Source organism: Pseudomonas sp. MYb2, assembly GCF_002979955.1.
Lineage (GTDB): Bacteria > Pseudomonadota > Gammaproteobacteria > Pseudomonadales > Pseudomonadaceae > Aquipseudomonas.
In genome coordinates this window covers 160,598-184,231 of the sequence record NZ_PCQC01000002.1, presented here as the reverse complement: position 1 = coordinate 184,231, position 23,634 = coordinate 160,598, and the positions used below count along the sequence as shown (strand labels likewise).

The following is a 23,634-nucleotide window of genomic DNA, read 5'->3' as shown; positions in this document are numbered from 1 at the left end:
ATTTGCTCCCGTCCCCACACAAACACCGAAAGCTCTCGCCGCAACCTCCGTTTTGTCCTACAGCCAGTTTTGAGTAGATAGCTCTATGGTGGAGGCCTTGGCAGATGGAATACCGACGAGAGGCTAAAAATGAACAGGGATATCGTTTGCGAATGGGCTGAAGAAGTCTATGGTTTGGCAGCGTTGAAATATTCTGGCTATATTTGTCCAGAATACAGGGGTGAGCTGATGATCATCGTTCCGCTGGCTGAAGCCAAAAACAATCTATCCAAACTCGTCGATGATGCCGCTGCTGGCCAAGTCATCACGATTGCCAAGCATGGGCGGGCGATGGCTCGCCTCGTTCCCGTAGGAAAACCCAGCGCTCAGCGTATTGGCGCAATGAAGGGCAAACTGGTGTTGCCCGACGATTTCGACTCACCATTGCCCGATGACATGCTTGATGCATTTGAGGGTACTCAAGCATGAGGCTTCTGCTCGACACGCACATTTTGCTCTGGACGCTCAGTGATGACGCCAGACTGTCCGGCAAAGCCAGAAAATTGATTGAGAACGCCGCCGAAATCTACATCAGCGCCGCCACCTTCTGGGAAATGGCGATCAAGGTCGGGCTCGGCAAGCTGAATGTTGATCTGGAAGAAATCCGCCAATATTGTCTCGACAGTGGCTTTATTGAACTGCCAGTGACTGCAGAGCACGCCATTGCCGTGAAGGATCTTGAGCACCATCATCGCGATCCGTTTGACCGCATTATCGTGGCCACGGCAATGACTGAACCGATGAAGTTGCTCACGGCTGATGCTTTGGTTGCCCGTTACACCGATCTGGCTGTTCTGGTCTGATCAAGACACATCCAGTACCGGCACACATCAATGTTGGCTGCCAGGCCGCCATCGCTGGCAAGTCGAATCGTCGAACCGCAGCTCCCAAAGTAATTTGCAGTGTACGCAGAGTTTTGTGCACTCACAGAAACCCGTGGGAGTCTGGCTTGCCAGCGATGGCGGTGGGTCACTCGATATCTTTGTTATCTGACACACCGCTATCGCGAGCAGGCTCACTCCTACAGGTTTTTGTGTCGTTCACAGATGATGCGTACGCCTCAGCCCCCTGTAGGAGTGAGCCTGCTCGCGATTGCGGTAGATCAGGCAGCAAAGAAAACGGCACCTTGCGGTGCCGTTCGCCTTTCACATTTCAGCTTTTACTTACGCGCATCCGCCCAGGATTTCAGCAACTCGTTGTAGCTCACGGTCTCGCCCTTCGGCTTCTCGTTGGCCAGTTTCGGTTTCGGGGCTCCTGGCTGATCAAACCAGTACTGGGCATCGCGTTCCGGGTTCATCTTCGGTGCGCAAACGGCCTGAGCCTTGGAGCGTTCCAGACGCGTCATGATCGCGTCCTGATCCTTGGCCAGACCATCGAGCGCCTGTTGCGGGGTCTTCTCGCCACTGGCCGCTTCGGCGATGTGGCTCCACCACAGTTGTGCCAGACGCGGATAGTCCGGCACGTTGGTGCCGGTCGGGGTCCATTGCACGCGGGCCGGGCTGCGGTAGAACTCGACCAGGCCACCGAGCTTCGGCGCCAGATCGGTCATCGCTTGCGAGTTGATGTCCGACTCGCGAATCGGCGTCAGGCCGACGATGGTTTTCTTCAGCGACACGGTTTTCGAGGTCACAAACTGGGCATACAGCCACGCCGCCAGTTTCTGTTTTTCAGGCGTGGATTTCATGAACGTCCACGAACCCACGTCCTGATACCCAAGCTTCATACCCTCCTCCCAATACGGCCCGCGCGGCGACGGCGCCATGCGCCATTTCGGTGTGCCGTCGGCGTTGACCACCGGCAGGCCCGGTTTGGTCATGTCGGCGGTGAAGGCGGTGTACCAGAAAATCTGCTGAGCGATATTGCCCTGGGACGGCACCGGGCCGGATTCGGAAAAGGTCATGCCCGCCGCTTCCGGTGGCGCGTACTTCTTCAGCCAGTCGACATACTTGGTGGTGGCAAACACCGCTGCCGGGCCGTTGGTGTCGCCGCCACGGGTTACGCTGGAGCCGACCGGGTGGCAGTCCTCGACACGAATCCCCCACTCGTCCACCGGCAAGCCGTTGGGAATGCCTTTGTCGCCGCCACCGGCCATGGAGAACCAGGCATCGGTGAAACGCCAGCCCAGCGACGGGTCTTTCTTGCCGTAATCCATGTGCCCATAAACGCGTTTGCCGTCGATTTCCTTGACGTCTTCGCTGAAGAATTTGGCGATGTCTTCATAGGCCGACCAGTTCACCGGCACGCCCAATTCGTAGCCGTACTTTTCCTTGAACTTGGCTTTCAGATCGGCACGCTCGAACCAGTCGGCGCGGAACCAGTAGAGGTTGGCGAATTGCTGGTCGGGCAGTTGATAGATCTTGCCGTCCGGCGCGGTGGTGAACGAGATGCCGATGAAGTCCTTGATGTCGAGGGTCGGCGAAGTGAAGTTCTTGCCCTCGTTGGCCATCAGATCAGTGATCGATTCGGTCTTGCCGTAGCGAAAGTGCGTGCCGATCAGATCCGAGTCGTTGACCCAGCCGTCATAGATGTTCTTGTCGGACTGCATCACCGTCTGCATTTTCTCAACCACGTCGCCTTCTTGCAGCAGGTCGTGGGTGAGCTTGATCCCGGTGATTTCGCTAAAGGCCTTGGCCAGCACTTTCGACTCGTATTCGTGGGTGGTCAGGGTTTCGGAGACGACCTTGATGTCCATGCCGCGAAACGGCTCGGCCGCCTTGATGAACCACTTCAGTTCTTCGAGTTGCTGCTCGGCCGTCAGGGTCGACGGTTTGAATTCACTGCCGATCCATTTTTTCGCCGCGTCCTCGTAGGCATCGGCCCAGGCGGATGCGCTCAAACCGCTGAGTGCCAGCATGGCTGCCAATGAAATGCTATGTCGCAGCTTATTGTTTTTGTCGAACATAGAGACCTCCTGTTTAAGTTGTGGAGCCGCGTTGCCGAACGACTCGACTAGCCCCAACGCATCACAGCCAACAGCCACACCAGGGACAACGCGGACGCCACCCAGATGCTCCAGTCGGTGGCGCCGATCACCAGCAAATGCAGGTAGGCGCTGCCGAGAAGACCGATAAACAAGCGATCGCCACGGGTGGTGGCAATCGGCAGAAAACCTCGCCGCAAGATGCTCGGCGAGCGCAGTTCCCACGTCGTCATGCCGACCAGAATCAGGCCGATGACGATGAAGAATGCTGCGGTAGGTGTCGTCCAGCTCATCCATTCCATCATCAGCTCCTCAGACTCGACCGAGGGCAAAGCCCTTGGCCACGTGGTTGCGCACAAACCAGATCACCAGCATGCCCGGCAGAATGGTCAACACCCCCGCCGCTGCCAGCACGCCCCAGTCGATACCCGAAGCGGACACCGTGCGCGTCATCACTGCCGCAATCGGCTTGGCGTTGACCGAGGTCAACGTGCGTGCGAGCAGCAGTTCGACCCAGGAAAACATGAAGCAGAAAAACGCCGTGACACCGATGCCGGAGCCTATCAGCGGGATGAAAATCTTCACGAAGAACTTGGGGAAACTGTAGCCGTCGATGTAGGCGGTTTCGTCAATTTCTTTGGGAACCCCAGACATGAAACCTTCGAGAATCCACACCGCCAAAGGCACGTTAAACAGGCAATGCGCCAAGGCCACGGCGATGTGCGTATCGAACAGACCAATCGACGAATACAGCTGAAAGAACGGCAGCAGAAACACCGCCGGTGGCGCCATGCGGTTAGTCAGCAGCCAGAAGAACAGGTGCTTGTCGCCGAGAAAACGGTAGCGCGAAAACGCATACGCCGCTGGCAGCGCCACGCTCAGCGAGATCACCGTGTTCAAACTCACGTAATACAGCGAGTTCAGATAACCGGTGTACCAGCTCGGATCAGTGAAGATCACCTTGTAGTTCGCCAGCGTGAACGCCTGTGGGAAAAGCGTCAGGCCGCCGAGGATTTCGGTGTTGCTCTTGAACGACATGTTCAGCAGCCAGTAGATCGGCACCAGCAGGAACAGGATGTACACCAGCAACGGAATAAGCTTTCTTTTGCTCATGGCCGGGCCTCAGCGGTTGGCGTCGGAGTGCGTCATGGCGGTGTAGAACAGCCAGGACACCAACAGGATGATCAGGAAGTACACCAGCGAAAACGCCGCTGCCGGACCGAGGTCGAATTGCCCTACGGCCATCTGGGTCAACGTCTGACTCAAGAAGGTCGTGGCGTTACCCGGCCCGCCGCCGGTGAGCACGAACGGCTCGGTGTAGATCATGAAACTGTCCATGAAGCGCAGCATCACCGCGATCAGCAGCACGCTCTTCAACTTCGGCAACTGAATGTGCCTGAACACCGCCCAGGCTGAGGCTCGATCGATGCGCGCCGCTTGGTAATACACATCGGGAATCGCGCGCAAACCGGAGAAGCACAACAACGCCACCAATGAAGTCCAGTGCCAGACGTCCATCACCAGCACCGTCACCCAGGCGTCCATGGTGTTGGCCGCGTAGTTGTAGCTGATGCCCATCGCGTTGAGGCTGGAACCGAGCAGACCGATGTCGGCACGGCCGAAGATCTGCCAGATGGTGCCGACCACGTTCCACGGGATCAGCAGCGGAATCGCCAGAATGATCAGCACGACTGATGACCAGCGACCCTTGGTCGGCATGGTCAGCGCAACGGCAATGCCCAGCGGAATTTCGATCAGCAACACACACGCGGAGTAGATGAACTGGCGCAGCAACGAGTCGTGCAGACGCGGATCGAGCAGCACTTGTTTGTACCAGTCAGCGCCGACGAAGTAGCGGCTGGACTGGTCGAAGATGTCCTGCACCGAATAGTTGACCACGGTCATCATCGGGATCACCGCACTGAACGCCACCAGCAGGAACACCGGCAACACCAGCCACCAGGCTTTGTTGTTCTGCACCTTGTTCATGGCTGCACCTCTTCATCGGCTTCGAGCAAAAACTCATCGGCATAGACCATCAGCCACTGCGCCGGAAAACTGATGTACGCCGTGCCTTGGGGCACCGGTTTGTCTTCGGCCAGACGCACTTTCAACGGCGCGCCGTCGAGGTCGAGGGTCATGATCTTGTAGGTGCCGAGGTCTTCGACGTGTACGACGTTTGCCTGCATCGCGTCATCAAACGGCTCGTCCCAGACATGAATAAACTCCGGGCGGATGCCGACCTTCAGATTTTTCCACTGACCGTGTTCGATATGGCGCTGCATGGCGTCGGACAACGGCAGGTGCGTCGAGGCAAAACCGACGCCACCGGGCTGCGGTTGCACTTCGATCAGATTCATACCCGGGCTGCCGATGAAATAGCCGACAAAGGTGTGGCTCGGCCGTTCGAACAATTCCCGTGGCGTGCCGAACTGCACAATCTGGCCGCCGTACATCACCGCGATCTTGTCGGCGAAGGTCGAGGCCTCCAGTTGATCGTGGGTGACGTAGACCATGGTGATGTTGAACTGCTCGTGGATCTGCTTGAGCTTGCGCCGCAGTTTCCACTTCAGGTGCGGGTCGATCACTGTCAGCGGTTCATCGAAGAGGATCGCTGAAACGTCATCACGCACCAGACCACGGCCCATGGAGACTTTCTGTTTTTCGTCGGCGGTGAGGTTGCGCGCCTTTTTGCTGAGGAGGTTTTGCAGGTCGAGGACTTCGGCAATTTCCTGCACCTTGCTGTGCACTTTCGCCTCGGCCATGCCCTGATTGCGCAGGGGGAAGGCGAGGTTATCGAACACGGTCATGGTGTCGTAGACCACCGGAAACTGGAAAACCTGAGCGATGTTGCGCTTCTCCGGCGTCAGGTCGTTGACCGCTTTGCCGTCGAACAACACGTGGCCCTGCGAGGGGCTGAGCAGGCCGGAAATGATGTTGAGCAAAGTCGACTTGCCGCAACCCGACGGCCCGAGCAAGGCGTAGGCACCGCCCTGCTCCCAGACGTGATCCATCTCGCGAATCGCGTAATCCTCGGCGCCGCTCGGGGTCTTGCTGTAGCTGTGGGCGAGGTGCTGCAAACGGATTTCGGCCATCAGGCAACCCTCGCGACACGCCGGCCCGGTGCTTGCACCAGACGGCCCTGCGCATCGAAAACGAACAGTTTGTGGGTCGGGATGTAAATGCGGATCGGCGCATCGACGTCGTATTCGTGAACGCCGGGCAGGTGCAGCACCAGCAGGAAATGTTCGTTGCGCACGTGCAGGAAGGTTTCCGAACCGCTGATCTCGGCGACTTCGACGGTGACCGCCAGCTCGAGGTCGTCATCGTTGCTCGGCACCAGCGAGATGTGGCTGGGCCGCACGCCAAAACGGAACTCGCCCTCGCCCACCGGGCGCAGATCGACGTTCAACGGGAAGTGTACGAAGTTGGCAAAACTCACTTCGTTGCCGGCGATCCGGCCGGGCATCAAATTGATCGGTGGTTCGGAAAACAATTCGGCAGCGAGTACGGTTTGCGGCTGGTGATACACCGAGGTCGACGGGCCGCTCTGAATCACCCGGCCTTCGTGAAGAATCGTCGTAGTGCCGCCCAGCGCCAACGCTTCGTTGGGCTCGGTGGTGGCGTAAATCGCAATGGTGTGGCGCGCCTTGAACAGCTCGCGCATTTCCTGACGCAGTTCTTCGCGCAGTTTGTAGTCGAGGTTGACCAGCGGCTCATCGAAGAGGATCAGCTCGGCGTCCTTGACCAGCGCACGGGCCATGGCCGTGCGTTGCTGTTGACCGCCGGACAGTTCCAGCGGATAGCGCTGCAGAAACTTCTCGATGCGCAGCATCTTCGCGGTTTCCTGCACTTTGCTGTGGATGATCTCTTTGGGCACACCGGCCTGGCGCAGCGGCGAGGCGATGTTCTCGAACACGGTCATGGTCGGGTAATTGATGAACTGCTGATAAACCATCGACACGTTGCGCAAGCGTACCGGGCGTTGGGTGACGTCGACGCCGTTCATCAGGATGCGGCCGCTGTCAGGCTTATCGAGCCCGGCCATTAAACGCATGAGGCTGGTCTTGCCGGACAGCGTGCGGCCGAGCAAAACGTTGAACGAACCGGGTTCGAATTTCAGGCACGCATCGTCGATCCAGGTCTGGCCCTCGACGGTACGGCTGACGTGCTCCAGGGTGAGTGACATGGCTCGGCCTTTTTATTATTGGAGTCAAGCGACCTGTGCACGGGAGCGAGTTTCGTGCCAGAAATGGCAAGTGGTTGATTTGGCGTGAAAATCGTTGAAAGCGTGGGGATTGAGCATTCATTGCTGAACACATTTGAACAGTTGGGCGATTGACAATGAACAATAGTGAACAACACTCTATGAACGCTTTTTGCCCGATCTCGTAAACACGGAAGATCCCTGTAGGAGTGAGCCTGCTCGCGATAGCGGTGTGTCAGTCAATGCAAATCCGTCTGATAGACCGCTATCGCGAGCAGGCTCACTCCTACAGGGATCTGTGCAGGTTTCGAAGATCGGGTTCATAACAACAATAAAAATCGCTGCATCAGAGGCCCACTGCCATGGCCGCACCTGCCCCGCCGCTGTCCCACGACGCGATCGTCCAGACATCCTGGCAACGTTGCCGCGCGTTCGGTCTCGACCACCAAAGCACGCCGGCCTTCGATCAATTACCTGCCGCCGGCATTGCGCAGTTGCTCGACAGCCATCACTCGCTGGTGCAGACCACGCATCAGGAAGTCCTGCCCTATTACGAAAACATCCTCAGTAATTCCAACTGCCTGATCATGCTCGCCGACAATCAGGGCCAGGTTCTGACCTCGTGGGGCACGCAACGCTTTATCGAGCCGAATCTGGCGCGGGGTTTTCAGGCCGGGGCGAGTTGGGTGGAGCGCACCAGTGGCACCAACGCGATCGGCACGGCGCTGGCCTGCGAGCAAGCGGTGCATATCGAACACGATGAACACTTTCTCAAGGCCAACCGCTTCATGACCGGTTCCGCCGCGCCGATTTTCGACGCCGAGCGCAAGGTCATTGCGGTGCTCGACGTGTCCAGCGACAGCTACCTACCGCCCTCGCACACCCTGGGCATGGTCAAGATGATGAGCCAGACCGTGGAGAACCGGCTGATCCTCAATCTGTTCCATGGCCAGCATTTTCAACTGACCTTCAACACCGGGTTGAACAACCTCGACAGTCAGTGGGCCGGGTTGTTGATCTTTGATGAGAGCGGTCAAGTGCTGTCGGCCAATCGCCGTGCCGATAATCTGCTCGGCGTGCGTTTGTCGCGGGTCAGCGTTGAGAGCCTGTTCAAAGTGTCGTTATTGGAGTTGATCAATCAGCCGGACGGCTTGCCGTTTGCCTTGCAGACCTCCGGGCGTAACCGTTTTCAATGTTTGTTGAAGCGGCCGAAGCAGGCGTCGATTCAACCGCGCGTTTTTGCTGATGAACCCAAAAACGTTGCGCCCACCGCCATCAGTCTCAACACCCTGCACTTCGGCGACAGCCGCGTGGAAAAAGCCGTGCGTCAGGCTGAGCGTTTGCTGGAGAAAGACATTCCGCTGCTGATCCATGGCGAAACCGGGGTCGGCAAAGAGGTCTTCGTCAAAGCTCTGCACCAAGCCAGCTCGCGTAGCAAACAGGCATTTATCGCCGTCAACTGCGCAGCGATCCCCGCCGAACTGGTTGAGTCCGAGTTATTTGGCTACGAGAAAGGCGCGTTCACCGGCGCCAACCAGAAAGGCAGCATCGGCCTGATTCGCAAGGCGGATAAAGGCACGCTGTTCCTTGATGAAATCGGCGACATGCCGCTGCCGACGCAGGCGCGATTGTTGCGGGTGTTGCAGGAACGTTGCGTGCAACCGGTGGGCAGTAGCGAGTTGTTTGCGGTGGATCTGCGGATTATCTCGGCGACTAACCGCTCGCTGCGTGAACAAGTGCAACTGGGGCGGTTTCGTGAGGATTTGTATTACCGCATTGGTGGTTTGACCCTGGAACTGCCGCCGCTGCGCGAGCGCAGTGATAAGGAGGCGTTGTTTAAACGGCTGTGGGAACAGCATCGTGAGCCGACGCAGTGGGCGGGATTGAGTCAGGAAGTGTTGGAATTGTTCGATCGGCATCCGTGGCCGGGGAATTTGCGTCAGGTCAGTAGCGTGATGCAGGTGGCGTTGGCGATGGCTGAGGAGCAGCCGGTGAGGCTGGAGCATTTGCCTGATGATTTTTTTGTTGATCTGGAGATGGAGCCGGTTGAGAGCGCGGTGCCGTTGGGGGTTGATCTGAATGATGTGGAGGCTTTGAATCGGGAGCTGAAGGCTTCCGGAGGGAATATTTCGCATCTGGCGCGGCGGTTGGGGGTGAGTCGGAATACGCTTTATAAGCGGTTGCGTCAGATTGAAGGTTGAGTGAACCGCCCTTCCCCTCACCCCAGCCCTCTCCCCCAGGAGAGGGAGCCGACCGAGGTGTCTGGCGGGGTACATCGACCTGAGAGACCGGGTTGATTATGGATTCGGCACAGCACGTTCAGGTCGGCGTTTCTCGTGAACATCCCCCAATCGGTCCCCTCTCTTGGGGGACCGAGATGGCGTTGGACATCGACCTGAAACATCGTGGCAATTATGGATTCGGCGCAAAGCGCTCAGGTCGGCGTATCTCGTGAGCATCCCCCATTCAGTCCCCTCTCCTGCGGGAGAGGGTTAGGGTGAGGGCGAAAATTCCGGCTCAACATGCACAGCCGAAGCCGCCTCCAATGTGCGCAACCCCACCAGCACAACCACCACCATCATTAAACCTGCACCAATAGCCACCGCAAATCCCGCGCGCGCGCCAAAGGCATCAATCACCATCCCCGCCAGCATGCCGCCGAGTGCAACACCCACGCTGATACCGGTAGTCATCCACGTTAGTCCTTCCGTGATCCGCGAAGGAGGAATAATGATCGTCCCCATTTTCATGACCACGACCATCGTCGGCGCAAACGAGATGCCGGCGATAAACAGCGCCGCGGTCAGCACATAAACATCCGTCGCAAAAACCGGCAGCACACCGGTGAACGCCGTGACCAATATCCCGATCAGAAACTGTTTTTCGATCGCCAGCGAAACCCTCATCGCACCAAACGTCAGGCCCGCCACCAATGAACCAAACGCATAGGCTGCGAGGATGAAGGTTGCGGAGGCTGGCCAGCCCTGCGCATTGGCGAAGGCCACAACGGCGACATCGATTGCTCCGCCGATAACCCCCATCGCCAACAGCGCCAGAAAAATGGTGCGAACGCCGGGGATCAGCAAGGTCGAGCCACTATGGCTAGCGTGGCCCACGACAACCTTGGGTTCAGTCTGCCGTTGCAAGAGAAACGCCGTCACCCCGACGGCCAGCAATCCGACCGCGACCAATGGCCCGGCTTCAGCGAAAAAGCTCACGCTCAAACCGATCGCCAGCGGCGGACCGACGATGTAGGCCATTTCGGTGAGGACCGTGTCCAGCGAAAACGCCGTGTGCAGCTGCGGCTTGCCCCGGAACAATTGCGACCATCGCGCGCGGATCATCGACGGCATGCTCGGCATCGTCCCCGCCAGTGCCGCCAGCACAAACAGCAGTGCGGCTGGCGCGCGCAAATAAACGGCGATGATCAGTGCCAGCAACATGACAATGCTGAACGCCGTGACGATGGGCAGCACGCGGCTCTGGCCATGCTGGTCTACCAGTTTCGAGATGTGCGGGCCGAGCAGCGCGTTGCACAGGGTGAAGGTACCGGCGACGGTACCGGCCAGCCAATAAACACCCGTTTGCTGCACGAGCATGGTGATGATGCCGATGCCGATCATTGCCTGAGGCAATCGGGCGATGGAACTCGCGAGCACTAGCCCGGTGGCGCCGGGGGTCGTTAGCAGTTCGCGATAGTGATTAGCCATTGGGTTTCCCTTACATGATCGTCACCGCTCAGCATCCGGCTGAACGCGTTGCCGACATCTAGACCTACGCGAACGTCAAAAGCAACCCTCACCCCAGCCCTCCCGAAACGTCGGACCGCCCGGAGGGAGAGGGAGTCGACCGAGTAGTCTGGCGTTGTGCATCGACCTGAAAAAACCAGTTGATTATGGATTCAAAGCAGCACCTTCAAGTCGGCGTATTTCCTGAACATCCCCCAATCAGTCCCCTCTCCCTCCGGGCGGTCCGACGTTTCGGGAGGGCTAGGGTGAGGGGCTTTTTTCGCGGCCAAACAAAAACCCGCACTAGGCGGGTTTTGTTCTGATCGTTCCCACGCTCCGCGTGGGAATGCAGCCCGGGACGCTCTGCGTCCCTGCAAAACCGAACGCGGAGCGTCCGAGGAGGCGTTCCCACGCAGAGCGTGGGAACGATCATCAGCTAAACACAGCTATCAGTCAGCCAGACGCCAGGTAGTCCCACCCTTGCCGTCTTCCAGCACAACACCCATCGCCGTCAGCTGATCACGAATCCGATCGGACTCAGCCCAATCCTTACCCGCCCGAGCCGCCAGACGCGCCGCAATCAGCGCATCAACTTCAGCCGCATCGACACGCCCTTCAGCGCCCGCCTGCAAAAAGTCATCTGCTTCGAGCTGCAACACACCCAACACGCTCGCCAGCTCTTTCAGACGCGCCGCCAGACCCGCCGCCGCATCGAGATCGCTCTCACGCAGACGGTTGATCTCACGCACCATCTCGAACAGCACGGCACAGGCTTCCGGCGTACCGAAGTCGTCGTTCATTACCGCAGTGAAACGTTCAACAAACGCTTCGCCGCCAGCAGGCGCCACGGTCGGCAGGCCTTTCAACGCGTGGTAGAAACGCTCCAGAGCGCCTTTGGCGTCCTTGAGGTTGTCTTCCGAGTAGTTGATGGCGCTGCGGTAGTGGCTCGACACCAGCAGGTAGCGCACGACTTCCGGGTGGTACTTTTCCAGCACGTCGCGGATGGTGAAGAAGTTGTTCAAGGACTTGGACATCTTCTCGCCATTGATGCGAATCATGCCGCAATGCATCCACGCGTTGGCGTAGGTCTTGCCGGTGGCCGCTTCGCTCTGGGCGATTTCGTTTTCGTGGTGCGGGAACTCGAGGTCGCTGCCGCCACCGTGAATGTCGAAAGTCTCGCCCAGGCAGCAGGTGGACATCACCGAGCACTCGATGTGCCAGCCCGGACGCCCGGCGCCCCACGGCGATTCCCAGCTCGGCTCGCCCGGCTTGGCGGCTTTCCACAGCACGAAGTCGAGCGGGTCCTGTTTCGACTCGTCGACTTCGATGCGGGCGCCGATGCGCAGGTCTTCGATTTTCTTGCGCGACAGCTTGCCGTAGCCCATGAACTTGGCGACGCGGTAGTACACGTCACCGTTGCCCGGGGCGTAGGCGTAACCCTTGTCGATCAAGGTCTGGATCATCGCGTGCATGCCCGGAATGTGATCCGTGGCGCGCGGTTCCATGTCCGGCTTCTTGATGTTCAGGCGCGCTTCGTCTTCGTGCATCGCGGCGATCATGCGCTCGGTCAACGCTTCGAACGATTCACCGTTCTCATTGGCGCGGTTGATGATTTTGTCATCGATGTCGGTGATGTTGCGCACGTAGGTCAGGTCGTAACCGCTGAACCGCAACCAGCGGGTCACCAGGTCGAACGCGACCATGCTGCGGCCGTGGCCAAGGTGGCAGTAGTCGTACACGGTCATCCCGCAGACGTACATGCGCACCTTGTTGCCATCCAGCGGCTTGAAGACTTCTTTGCTCTTGGTGAGCGTGTTGTAGATCGTAAGCACGTTATTTCCTTTGACGCTGAATCACTGGCCCCACGAATCACGCAGGGTCACGGTACGGTTGAATACCGGCTGACCTGGTTTCGAGTCCTTCAAATCGGCAACGAAGTAACCTTCGCGCTCGAACTGGAAACGGTCTTCCGGCTGTGCATTGCCAAGCGATGGCTCAGCACGACAACCGGTCAGCACTTGCAGTGAGTCAGGGTTGATGTTGTCGAGGAAACTCGCGCTGTCTTCAGCCTTCTCTGGGTTGGCCGAACGGAACAGACGATCGTACAGACGCACTTCGCACTCGACGCTGGCCGCGGCCGGCACCCAGTGGATCACGCCTTTGACCTTGCGGCCTTCAGGGTTCTTGCCCAGCGTTTCTGGATCGTACGAGCAACGCAGTTCGACGATGTTGCCGTCGGCGTCCTTGATCGCTTCGTCGGCACGGATCACGTAGCTGCCGCGCAGACGCACTTCACCGGCCGGTTCGAGGCGCTTGTAGCCCTTCGGCGGCTCTTCCATGAAGTCGTCACGGTCGATGTAGATTTCCCGGGCAAATGGCAGAGCGCGCACGCCCATGTCTTCTTTCGGGTGACGCGGCAGTTCGAGGTTTTCGACCTGGCCTTCCGGGTAGTTGGTGATAACGACTTTCAGCGGACGCAGCACGCACATCGCACGCGGTGCGGTCTGGTCGAGGTCGTCACGGATGCTGAATTCGAGCATGCCGAAGTCGACCACGCCGTCGGAACGGTTGGTGCCGATCATTTCGCAGAAGTTGCGGATCGATTTTGGCGTGTAGCCACGGCGGCGGAAGCCCGACAGCGTGGACATGCGCGGATCGTCCCAGCCATGCACGTGCTTTTCATCGACCAGCTGCTTGAGCTTGCGCTTGCTGGTGATGGTGTAGTTGAGGTTCAGGCGGCTGAACTCGTACTGACGCGGGTGCGCCGGCACTGGCAGTGCGTCGAGGAACCACTCGTACAACGGACGATGGCTTTCGAACTCAAGGGTGCAGATCGAGTGGGTGATGCCTTCGATGGCGTCCGACTGACCGTGGGTGAAGTCGTAGTTCGGGTAGATGCACCACTTGTCACCGGTCTGGTGGTGATGCGCGTGACGGATGCGATACATGATCGGGTCGCGCAGGTTCATGTTCGGCGAGGCCATGTCGATCTTCGCGCGCAGCACTCGGGCGCCGTCCGGGAACTCACCGGCGCGCATGCGCGCAAACCAGTCGAGGTTCTCTTCAACCGAACGGTCGCGGAACGGGCTGTTCTTGCCTGGCTCGGTCAGGCTGCCACGGTACTCCTTGGCCTGCTCCGGGGTCAGGTCGTCGACGTAGGCTTTGCCGGCCTTGATCAGTTCGACGGCCCAATCGTGCAACTGGTCGAAATACTGCGAGGCGTAGCGCACTTCGCCGGACCATTCGAAGCCCAGCCATTTGACGTCGCTTTCGATTGCGTCGATGTATTCCTGATCTTCCTTGGCCGGGTTGGTGTCGTCGAAACGCAGGTGCGTGACGCCGCCGAACTCCTGGGCCAGGCCGAAGTTCACGCAGATCGACTTGGCGTGGCCGATGTGCAGGTAGCCGTTGGGCTCAGGCGGGAAACGGGTGACGATCTGCGTGTGCTTGCCCGAGTCCAGGTCTGCCTGGATGATCGGCCGCAGGAAATTGACCGGCACGGCAGGGCCGGACTTGGCATTCGAGGTAGGGTCGACAGTGGGCTTGCTCATAGGATCCTTGACTTACGTGTGCGCGGCCGCAGAGGGGGCCAGACAAAACAAAGCCGCTATCATAGCCGATGCTGTCAAGGGGCTGACAGAGCAGGCCCTATAAAGGTGTGCTTTTTATCGCCGGGAATTGAAAAACAACCTCGAAATTCGCGCCTGTCACGCTAAACTGCGCACCTTGGCCCACGCTGGCTGAACCGGTTTGGGGGCTCGATGTCCCAAAACCACGAATTCCTCTAAAGAGTAGCGATCATGACTCAAGTTAAATTGACCACCAATCATGGCGACATCGTCATCGAACTGAACGCTGAAAAGGCGCCGATCACCGTCGCCAACTTCATCGAGTACGTCAACGCCGGTCACTACACCAACACCGTTTTCCACCGTGTCATCGGTAACTTCATGATCCAGGGCGGCGGTTTCGAGCCAGGCATGAAGGAAAAGAAAGACAAGCGTCCAAGCATCCAGAACGAAGCTGACAACGGTCTTTCCAACGAGAAGTACACCGTTGCCATGGCCCGCACCATGGAGCCGCATTCGGCTTCCGCACAGTTCTTCATCAACGTTGCCGATAACACCTTCCTCAACCACAGCGGCAAGAACGCTCAAGGCTGGGGCTACGCAGTATTCGGTAAAGTGACCGCCGGTACTGAAGTTGTCGACAAGATCAAAGGTGTTTCGACCACTTCCAAGGCCGGCCACCAGGACGTACCAGCAGACGACGTGATCATCGAGAAAGCCGAGATCATCGAAGCGTGATATTGCTGATTTCAGACTTGCATCTGGAAGAGGAGCGCCCGGACATTACCCGGGCGTTTCTGGATTTGCTCGCCGGACGCGCCCGCTCGGCGAGTGCGTTGTACATTCTTGGCGACTTCTTCGAAGCGTGGATTGGCGACGACGCCATGACGCCCTTCCAGCGTTCCATCTGCCAGGCCCTGCGCCAATTGAGCGACAGCGGCACGGCGATTTTTCTGATGCACGGCAATCGCGACTTCATGCTCGGCAAGGCCTTCTGCAAGCAGGCCGGCTGTACGTTGTTGAAGGACCCGAGTGTCGTGCAGTTCTATGGCGAGCCGGTGCTGTTGATGCACGGCGACAGCCTGTGCACCCGCGACGTTGGCTATATGAAGCTGCGGCGTTATCTGCGTAACCCGATCACCCTGTTTATCCTGCGCAACCTGCCACTGAGCAGCCGCCATAAACTGGCGCGCAAATTGCGCAGCGAGAGCAAGGCGCAGACGCGGATGAAGGCCAATGACATTGTCGATGTCACGCCTGAGGAAATTCCGCGGATCATGCAGGAATACGGGGTGAAAACCCTGATTCACGGCCACACCCATCGCCCGGCGATTCACAAGTTGCAGATCGGTGATGAAGCGGCGAAGCGGATTGTGCTGGGCGATTGGGATCGCCAGGGTTGGGCGTTGCAGGTGGATGAGAGCGGGTACGCCCTCGCGCCATTCGACTTCGCCCCGCCGCCAGCCCTGCCCGCCCCGAGCGCATGATCGTTCCCACGCTCCGCGTGGGAATGCAGCCCGGGACGCTCCGCGTCCCATCCAGAGCCGAACGCAGAGCGTCCGTTGAGGCATTCCCACGCAGAGCGTGGGAACGATCTTGCGGGATCAGTGCCCGGAAGCAGCAGGCCCTGCCTTGGCGGCAAACGGCGGTTTGGCCAGCCACACAATCAGAATCAAGCCCATAAAGCCCCAGCCCAACAACGTGAAGTAATCCACGGTAGAGAGCATGTACGCCTGGCTCGTCAAAATCTGATCCATCTGCGCATAAGCCGATTGGCTTGCCCCGCCCAAATGATTCAAGGTCTCGCGCGTCGCCGGTTCAAAGGTACTGATGCTTTCGCTCATATACGCGTGATGCTGATCCGCGCGGCGAATCCAGATCCACGTGGTCAGCGACGCCGCAAAGCTACCGCCCAACGTCCGCAGAAAAGTCGCCAGACCCGCGCCATCGGCAATCTGGCTCGGCGGCAAGTCCGACATCAAAATGCTCAAGGTCGGCATAAAGAACAGCGCCACGCCAATACCCATGAACAACTGCACCAGAGCGATGTGCTGGAAGTCCACTTCATTGGTGAACCCAGCCCGCATAAAGCAACTCAGCCCAATCGCCAGAAACGCCAGCCCGGCCAACAGACGCAGGTCGAACTTGTTCGCGTACTTGCCGACAAACGGCGACAGCAGCACCGGCAGAATGCCGATCGGCGCCACGGCCAGACCGGCCCAGGTCGCGGTGTAACCCATTTGCGTCTGCAACCACTGCGGCAAAATCAGGTTGATACCGAAGAACCCGGCGTAACCCAGCACCAACACCAACGTGCCGATGCGGAAGTTGCGGTAGGCGAACAGCCGCAGATTCACCACCGGATGCTGATCGGTCATTTCCCAGATAACGAACACCGCCAGCGCGATCACCGAAATCGCCGCGCCGATAATGATGAAGTTCGACTCGAACCAATCCAGATCATTGCCCTTGTCGAGGATCACCTGCAAGGCGCCAACACCAATGATCAGCGTGATCAGACCGACGTAATCCATCGGCTGACGGCTGGTTTCCACCGGGCGCTTGGCCAATTGCGAACGCACCACCATCACCGCAAAAATCCCGATCGGCACGTTGATGAAGAAAATCCACGGCCAGCTGTAGCTGTCAGTAATCCAGCCACCAAGAATCGGCCCTGCAATCGGCGCGACCACCGTGACCATCGCCAGTAACGCCAGGGCCATGCCTCGCTTCGCCGGCGGATAAACCGCGATCAACAGGGTTTGCGTCATCGGGTACAGCGGCCCGGCGACCAGACCTTGCAGGACGCGGAAACCGATCAGTTCCGGCATCGACGTCGAGATACCGCAGAGAAACGAGGCCAGCACAAACAGAATGGTGGCCCAGAGAAACAGCTTCACCTCACCGAAACGGCGGCTGAGCCAACCGGTCAGCGGCAGCGCAATTGCGTTGCTCACGGCGAACGAAGTGATCACCCAGGTGCCCTGCTCCGAACTCACCCCGAGGTTGCCGGAAATCGTCGGCAGCGCCACGTTAGCGATGGTGGTGTCGAGCACTTGCATGAACGTCGCCAGCGACAGGCCGATGGTGCTGAGCAACAGGCTGGGCGGCGTGAAAGAGGCGTTATTGCTCATTGTGAATCCTATGAAACCGGGTTGGCGCCATGCCCTTGTGGGAGCGAGCCTGCTCGCGAAGGCGGCCTTTCAGACAGTTAAATGCTGAATGACCCACCGCTTTCGCGAGCAGGCTCGCTCCCACAGGGTCGGCGTCGGTATCAGCGTTGCGCGGTTTTGCTGAGCGCAGCGCTGTTGTCGTGGATCAGCTGCGCAATCATCGCGTCGGCTTCGGCCAGTTGGCGGTCGTAGACGCTGGTGCTGAACGAGGCTTTTTGCGGCGGCTGCTGCGCCAGCACCGGGCCGCTCTGGTCGTGCAGGTTCACTTCAACATTGGTCGACAGACCGACGCGCAGCGGGTGCTTGGCCAGTTCTTCGGCGTTGATGTGAATCCGCACCGGCACACGCTGCACGATCTTGATCCAGTTACCGGTGGCGTTCTGCGCTGGCAGCAGAGCGAACGCACTACCGGTACCGGCGCCGAGGCTGTCGACGGTGCCGCTGTATTTCACGTCGCTGCCGTAGATGTCGGATTCGATATCGACCGGCTGACCGATGCGCATGTCACGCAGTTGGGTTTCCTTGAAGTTGGCGTCGATCCACAGTTGATCCAGCGGAATCACCGCCATCAACGCTGTGCCCGGTTGCACGCGCTGACCGAGTTGCACGGTGCGCTTGGCCACGTAACCGGTGACCGGTGCGATCAAGGTGCTGCGGGCATTGGTCAGGTAAGCCTGACGCAGATCGGCGGCGGCCGACATTACGTCCGGGTGCGACGACACCACGGTGTCATCGACCAGCGCGCTGGTGGTTTTCAGTTGCTGTTTGGCGTTGGCCAAGGCGTTTTGCGCCGAGGTCAGGTCGTCGCGAGCGTGGGACAGTTCTTCCTGGGAAATCGCCCCGCCCTGCGCCAGGTTTTTCCGGCGGTTGTAGTTGTCCTGGGCCTTCTGCACTTCGGCCTGTTGCGCGTTGACCTGGGCTTTCATGCCGTCAACGTTGCTGTACAGACCGCGCACCTGACGCACGGTGCGCGCCAGTTTCGCCTGCGCACTTTGCAGACCGACTTCAGCGTCGTTCGGGTCGAAGTTGATCAGCACCTGACCTTCGTGAACCAGATCACCATCGTCAGCACCGATGCTGACCACGGTGCCGGTCACCAGCGGAGTGATTTCGACAACGTTGCCGTTGACGTAGGCGTCATCGGTGCTTTCGTTAAAGCGCCCGATAAATTCGTGATAGGCCCAGACGCCCGCACACGCGAGCAGGACGATGACGGTCAGCGCCAGCAGCATCACTTTGCGTTTGCGCGGATTGCCGGTGTCGGGGGTGTTGTCTGAAGATTGAGTGTTTTCGGCAGTGGCCATGACAATTACCTTGAATTAGTTGTGCGGCGTGGCTGGGCTGGCGTTGGCTGCGGTCAGGGTGTCACCCTGGAAGCCGCCGCCCAGCGCTTGCATCAGTTGAATCGACAGGTCGATCTGCTCGGCATTGAGATTGGCCAACTGACGTTGGGCCTGCAGCAATTGCTGCTCAATGCTGAGCACGTCCAGGTAGTTGCCGATGCCGGAACCGTAACGCTGGACGACGGTGTTGTAAGAATCCTGGGCAATGTCGGTGGCGTGCTGCTGCGCACCGATCTGCCGACCGATGTCACGCAACTGGTTGATCGTGTCGCTGACATCGCCCAGTGCTTTCACCAGACTTTTGTTGTACTGCGCCACCGCCAGATCGTAATCGGCGTCGCGCGCATCGAGGTTGGCGCGCAGGCGTCCGCCGTCGAAGATCGGCACCGAGATGGTCGGGGCAATGTTGAAGAAGCGACTGGCCGAACCGAACATCGCGTCACCCAACAACGATTCGGCGCCGGCCGAGGCCGTGAGGTTCAAGTTCGGATAGAACTGGGTCTTGGCCGAATCAATGTCTTTGCTCGCCGCTTCTACGCGCCAGCGCGCGGCGACCAGATCCGGGCGACGACCGAGCAGTTCTGCCGGCAGTACTGAAGGCACGGCGACCGCGCTGGCTTGCAGGACTTTCGGCCGGGCGATTTCGTTGCCGCGATCCGGGCCTTTGCCGAGCAGCACGGCCAGGGCGATTTTGGCGCTGTTCAGGCGTTTTTCCGCGTCGATCAGGCTGGCCTCGGAACTGGCTTCCAGACTTTGCGTTTGCTGGAACTGGTACTGGCTGTCGATGCCGGAACTCAGGCGACGCTGGCTCAGGTCGAGCATCTGCTTGGTGCGCTTGAGGTCTTCGTTGGCCAGGTCATAAACGATGTGCGCCTGACCGAGATCGCTGTAAGCGCGAGCAACATCAGCGGCCAGCGTCAGCTGTGCAGCCTGACGATCGACTTCGGCGGCGCGAGCCTGACCGAGTGCGGCTTCCCAGGCATCACGCTGACCGCCCCACAGGTCGAAGTTGTAATTGAAACCGGCACTGACGTTACGCACCGTCGAATAAGCCCCACCCTGCCCCAGCGGATCCTGATCGCGAGCCAGACGCGAACGGCTGATGCCGGCGCTGGCGTCGAGGGTCGGATAACGTTCGGCATCGGCGGCATACGCGGCGGCGCTGGCCTGATGCGCGCGGGCCTCAGCGATCTGCATGTCCGGGCTGTCGTGCAACGCTTCGCGGATCAGACCGTCGAGCTGCGGATCGCCAAGGCTGGCCCACCAGTCGCTCTTCGGCCACGCGGCCGGCGACAGGGTCACGCCGTTGAGGGACTGGCCGACTTTCAGGCTTTTCGCATCGAGGCTCGCGCCCGACGTGTCGAGGCCACTGTAGTTGGCGCAACCGGCGAGGATCATCGCCGACAGCACCAAAGTGAGGCTGCTGCGCAAGGTTTTACCGCTCATTGTGTTCACCTAAGCGCTGGATGGTGATCGGGTCACCGGCTGCCAGCAGGATTTTCTTGAGGATGTATTCCAGGGTCTTTAACTCGTCCGAAGTGACGGCACCGGCCAGTTCATTCATTGCGTCGGCGCCGATATGCGGCAGGCGATCGGCCAGTTGCTGGCCTTGCTCGGTCAGTTTCAGTTGCACCTGACGGCGATCGCCTTCGCTGCGGTGGCGAGCCAGAAAGCCTTTCTGTTCCAGACGATCGAGCATGCGCGTCATCGAACCGCTGTCGAGCGACAGATGCCGGCACAGTTCGGCCGGGGTATCGACGCCGAACTGAGCCATGATGATCAACACCTTGAACTGCGCGGCGGTGATGCCGTGGGGTTCCATGTGGGTGTCGATGATCCGGTCCTTGAGCAGCGCAGCACGGCCAAGCAACAGGCCGAGATGGCAGTGTTTGAATTCGTCCGGGGTGAAATGCTTCATTTGCTCACCTAATAACTGCCTAGGCAGTGAATGTATGTCGAGATGTTACTGCCTAGGCAGCGAATGTCAACGCAATAGTTAGGTTGCTTTGCAATTAGTTGACCAGTGGAGTTGGTTTTTTTGTGTCGCACAGGCGGACGCCATCGCGAGCAGGCTCACTCCTACAAGGGAACGCATTTCAAATGTAGGAGTGAGCCTGCTCGCGATTGGAGCGACTCGGTGTGAAGTCGGTCAGGATTCGTCAGAAGGATGCACAGATGGCGGTTGCACAGGATGCACCTCACGCCCGCGCAACGCAGTGGCCACATACCCAAACGCACGCTTGCTCACCGCATAAATGCTGTGCCAGCCCGGCGGTGCCGGCTCGATGGCCGCATGCAGCGCCCGCGCATAGTCGAGCACCAGCCCGGGCGTCCAGGCCATCACCTCGGCGCGCTTGCGCACTTGCGCGGCGACCCAGAACTCGGGGCTGAACATGATTCGGGCGAAATCGAGCATGCTCGAATGGCCGCGGTTCATCGCCCCTTCCAGCGCGGCTTCGAGGCTATGGGCGACGGCACTGGAACAATTGCGACTGGTCAGGTTGTACGTGCTGTTCTGCCGATACTCCGTCCAGAACGCATGCAGGCGCCGGGCGTCATAGCGGGCAAAACTGACCTGCACCGAAGACGGGCACCAGTCCGCCACCTCGCCGACATAGTGCGGCAGAAACCGGCCGGCAACATCATTGTTCGGCGTCGCCCGCAGCAAGCGCACGAAATCCCCGGCCGAACGATCAATGTCATCCTGCGGGTAATGACTGATGTAAATGTCCGAGCCGCATTCCAGTGCCGCGTGACCGGCGGAGATAACGCCATTGATGTCGACCGCCGCGATGTAGCGGTTGAGCAGCCGATTGCGCACCAAAGTGTCATCCACGGTGCCGCTGGGGGTCCAGACGTGAATCACCAACGCGTTGCTGCTGGCCGGCACACTGACCGACAAAGGGCTGGTCAGCGGCGGCTGGTTTTTAAAGCGCACCGCTTGCCGCAACAACGCGCAGCCCGAGAGAAACAGGCTCATGCCAATGCAGAACGGCACCGTGCCCTTATAAAGCGTCGGGTACGGTTCGAGGATAAATACGCCAAAACCGATTTCGAATAACCCCGCCAGCAGCGACACTTGCCAACCGGCAAAGCGCACCACCAGCGCCGCCGCCAACCGAAAGCCGCCATCGAGCAAAAAAGCCCCTCCAAACAGCACCGCCAGAATCAGCCCGGCGGCGTGTTGCCGGTCGACGATCAGCAGTCCCAACAAGAGAAACGCCAGACCTCGCGCTCTGCGCAGGGCCGCAGCGGTGCCGGCTTGCGGTGCCGGCACTAGCAGCAGGATCAGCGCTTCGAGCAACAACAGATAGCCAAAGAAATGCAGCGGGAAATACAGTACGCCGTCCAGCGCATCGATGAAGATGCCCACACCGGCCGCGCCCCAGGCGATGCCCGTCAGCGCCAGCGCAGACCAACGCTTGCGGACGAATTCGTGACCGAGCAAGACCATACTCAAGCGGACCATATGACCTCTCTTATGAACCGGGGGCCGCACAACCTGCACGGTTTTCAGGCTTTGCTGAGTCTAATACATCGCCGCGTTTGCGCATTCGCGGGAACGTGTTCTAAGAATCGCCTGATGTCCATTGGCAGATGGCGTGTTTAACGTACGGCGCTCTTTGGCCGACACGTATAGCCCTTTTCATGAAGCGAATAACTCTGCAGCGCCCCCTGCTCACTCTTGCCGCAGCGACGTTGCTGGCATGCGCAACGGACGCAATGGCGACGTGTAGCTTCAACAGTTCCCCTTCCACGCAAACGCTCAGTTACGGCGCCAGCCTGGCCAATGGCGGCCTGACCATCCCCGCCGACACACCGGATGGCACGGTGGTTTATCAGGAAACCGCGCAGCAATCGAGCTCGCACAGTTGGTCGTGCAATGCGAGCTCGTTCTACGGAATAGCGGTCAATCCCGCATTTGGCTCCCCGACCAGTAGCGTCACGACCTTCCCCCTGGGCAAGACCGGGCTGTCGTTCCGTATCTGGATGGGTATGCTGGATCGCTATGAGCCCTCGCTCTTTTCGGTCGCCCCAAAAGGCTACGGCGTGATGTCAGGCTCGATCCGCCTGGAAATCGTCAAGTCAGGCCCGTTGGCGGCGCAGATCACGATACCGGCCGGCAACCTCGGCAGCCTGAAAGCCGGCGAGCTGATTCTGAATAACTTCAATCTGGCCAATGCGCTGGTGTTGAATGCAGCCTCCTGCCAGACCCCTGCCGTGCCGGTCGCCATGGGCGATGACTATCAACTCCAGGAGTTTAGCGAAGCGGGCGCCAAACCCCGCACCGTGCGCTTCGACATCGCCTTGAATCAGTGCCAGACCGGCATCAAGAAAGTCACCTATTCGCTCAAGGCCACCACGCCCGTCATCGACGCGACCAAGGGCATCGTTGCACTCAATAGCACCTCCACCGCCAGCGGCATCGGCCTGCAATTGATGAACGATGTCGGGCAACCGATCGTATTCGACACCACCTACCCGTTCAACGCCTTCACCACCACCGGCACCGATTTCAAGATCCCGTTAACCGCCGCGTACTACCGTCTGCCCACGGGCGAACTCAAGGCCGGCAGCGCCAACACCGAAGTCACCTTCATCGTCAATTACTTGTAGCACTCTAAGGATCGTCTGATTTTCCTCGCTGCCGGCCC

20 protein-coding genes are annotated in these 23,634 nt (G+C 59.3%); 6 read left to right on the top strand and 14 right to left on the bottom strand.

All coding sequences use genetic code 11. The features are described 5' to 3' along the window. Positions 1–129 precede the first annotated feature (129 nt). Both CQ009_RS03655 and CQ009_RS03650 read left to right on the top strand, forming a co-directional pair. Positions 130–468, top strand: a complete 339-nt coding sequence (locus tag CQ009_RS03655; RefSeq protein WP_224789363.1) for a type II toxin-antitoxin system Phd/YefM family antitoxin — start codon at positions 130–132, stop codon at positions 466–468. Further along, the gene (locus CQ009_RS03650) at positions 465–842 is read left to right on the top strand and encodes a type II toxin-antitoxin system VapC family toxin (RefSeq protein WP_064389299.1); all 378 of its coding nucleotides are present in this window, start codon (positions 465–467) and stop codon (positions 840–842) included. Before CQ009_RS03655 ends, CQ009_RS03650 begins: the two co-directional genes overlap by 4 nt. 356 nt (positions 843–1,198) lie before the next feature. On the opposite strand, the gene CQ009_RS03645 is transcribed toward CQ009_RS03650, so the two are convergent. Genes CQ009_RS03645 through CQ009_RS03620 form a run of 6 tightly spaced genes read right to left on the bottom strand, consistent with a single transcriptional unit; the run spans position 1,199 to position 7,148 of the window. Further along, a complete protein-coding gene (locus CQ009_RS03645; protein ID WP_064389298.1) occupies positions 1,199–2,941 on the bottom strand; it encodes an ABC transporter substrate-binding protein in 1,743 nt (580 codons plus the stop codon). A gap of 47 nt (positions 2,942–2,988) precedes the next feature. Then, a complete protein-coding gene (locus CQ009_RS03640; RefSeq protein WP_007912485.1) occupies positions 2,989–3,261 on the bottom strand; it encodes a DUF2160 domain-containing protein in 273 nt (90 codons plus the stop codon). 10 nt (positions 3,262–3,271) lie between these two features. Continuing rightward, positions 3,272–4,072, bottom strand: coding sequence for a carbohydrate ABC transporter permease (locus CQ009_RS03635; protein WP_090284391.1), 801 nt, complete (start codon positions 4,070–4,072; stop codon positions 3,272–3,274). 9 nt (positions 4,073–4,081) lie between these two features. After that, entirely contained in the window at positions 4,082–4,948 is an 867-nt protein-coding gene (locus tag CQ009_RS03630) for a carbohydrate ABC transporter permease (protein ID WP_007912484.1), read from the bottom strand. Next, positions 4,945–6,054 (bottom strand): ABC transporter ATP-binding protein, encoded by a 1,110-nt coding sequence (locus CQ009_RS03625; protein ID WP_105704895.1) that lies wholly within the window; start codon positions 6,052–6,054, stop codon positions 4,945–4,947. Before CQ009_RS03625 ends, CQ009_RS03630 begins: the two co-directional genes overlap by 4 nt. Next, entirely contained in the window at positions 6,054–7,148 is a 1,095-nt protein-coding gene (locus CQ009_RS03620) for an ABC transporter ATP-binding protein (protein ID WP_105704894.1), read from the bottom strand. The genes CQ009_RS03625 and CQ009_RS03620 overlap by 1 nt, the downstream gene beginning before the upstream one ends. 380 nt (positions 7,149–7,528) lie before the next feature. On the opposite strand from CQ009_RS03620, the gene CQ009_RS03615 reads away from it, so the two are divergent. Then, positions 7,529–9,367 (top strand): sigma-54-dependent Fis family transcriptional regulator, encoded by a 1,839-nt coding sequence (locus CQ009_RS03615; protein ID WP_105704893.1) that lies wholly within the window; start codon positions 7,529–7,531, stop codon positions 9,365–9,367. Positions 9,368–9,658: 291 nt separating this feature from the next. On the opposite strand, the gene CQ009_RS03610 is transcribed toward CQ009_RS03615, so the two are convergent. The 3 genes from CQ009_RS03610 to CQ009_RS03595 form a co-directional block, all read right to left on the bottom strand. Then, positions 9,659–10,876 carry an MFS transporter gene (locus tag CQ009_RS03610; RefSeq protein WP_105704892.1) on the bottom strand — a complete coding sequence of 406 codons (1,218 nt, stop codon included), beginning with the start codon at positions 10,874–10,876 and terminating at the stop codon, positions 9,659–9,661. A 467-nt stretch (positions 10,877–11,343) separates the two neighbouring features. Continuing rightward, positions 11,344–12,726: a cysteine--tRNA ligase gene (cysS, locus tag CQ009_RS03600; protein ID WP_007912474.1), complete on the bottom strand. Its 1,383-nt coding sequence runs from the start codon at positions 12,724–12,726 to the stop codon at positions 11,344–11,346. Positions 12,727–12,747: 21 nt separating this feature from the next. After that, complete coding sequence (locus CQ009_RS03595) at positions 12,748–14,445, bottom strand: glutamine--tRNA ligase/YqeY domain fusion protein (RefSeq protein WP_105704890.1); 1,698 nt, start codon at positions 14,443–14,445, stop codon at positions 12,748–12,750. A 249-nt stretch (positions 14,446–14,694) separates the two neighbouring features. Between CQ009_RS03595 and CQ009_RS03590 the strand changes: the two genes are divergently transcribed. Together CQ009_RS03590 and lpxH are read left to right on the top strand one after the other, a co-directional pair. After that, complete coding sequence (locus CQ009_RS03590) at positions 14,695–15,201, top strand: peptidylprolyl isomerase (RefSeq protein ID WP_064389291.1); 507 nt, start codon at positions 14,695–14,697, stop codon at positions 15,199–15,201. Beyond that, positions 15,198–15,950, top strand: a complete 753-nt coding sequence (gene lpxH, locus CQ009_RS03585; protein WP_064389290.1) for a UDP-2,3-diacylglucosamine diphosphatase — start codon at positions 15,198–15,200, stop codon at positions 15,948–15,950. Before CQ009_RS03590 ends, lpxH begins: the two co-directional genes overlap by 4 nt. Before the next feature lie 117 nt (positions 15,951–16,067). Here the strand turns inward: lpxH and CQ009_RS03580 are convergent, their stop codons facing one another. The 5 genes from CQ009_RS03580 to CQ009_RS03560 form a co-directional block, all read right to left on the bottom strand. Beyond that, positions 16,068–17,597 (bottom strand): DHA2 family efflux MFS transporter permease subunit, encoded by a 1,530-nt coding sequence (locus CQ009_RS03580; protein WP_095050765.1) that lies wholly within the window; start codon positions 17,595–17,597, stop codon positions 16,068–16,070. Positions 17,598–17,737: 140 nt separating this feature from the next. Beyond that, a complete protein-coding gene (locus CQ009_RS03575; RefSeq protein ID WP_105704889.1) occupies positions 17,738–18,940 on the bottom strand; it encodes an efflux RND transporter periplasmic adaptor subunit in 1,203 nt (400 codons plus the stop codon). A gap of 15 nt (positions 18,941–18,955) precedes the next feature. Then, positions 18,956–20,425 carry an efflux transporter outer membrane subunit gene (locus tag CQ009_RS03570; RefSeq protein WP_105704888.1) on the bottom strand — a complete coding sequence of 490 codons (1,470 nt, stop codon included), beginning with the start codon at positions 20,423–20,425 and terminating at the stop codon, positions 18,956–18,958. Further along, positions 20,415–20,897: a MarR family winged helix-turn-helix transcriptional regulator gene (locus CQ009_RS03565; protein WP_064389286.1), complete on the bottom strand. Its 483-nt coding sequence runs from the start codon at positions 20,895–20,897 to the stop codon at positions 20,415–20,417. Before CQ009_RS03565 ends, CQ009_RS03570 begins: the two co-directional genes overlap by 11 nt. A 231-nt stretch (positions 20,898–21,128) precedes the next feature. After that, entirely contained in the window at positions 21,129–22,448 is a 1,320-nt protein-coding gene (locus CQ009_RS03560; protein WP_105704887.1) for a DUF308 domain-containing protein, read from the bottom strand. A 179-nt stretch (positions 22,449–22,627) separates the two neighbouring features. On the opposite strand from CQ009_RS03560, the gene CQ009_RS03555 reads away from it, so the two are divergent. After that, positions 22,628–23,596, top strand: coding sequence for a fimbrial protein (locus CQ009_RS03555; RefSeq protein WP_105704886.1), 969 nt, complete (start codon positions 22,628–22,630; stop codon positions 23,594–23,596). Positions 23,597–23,634 lie beyond the last annotated feature (38 nt).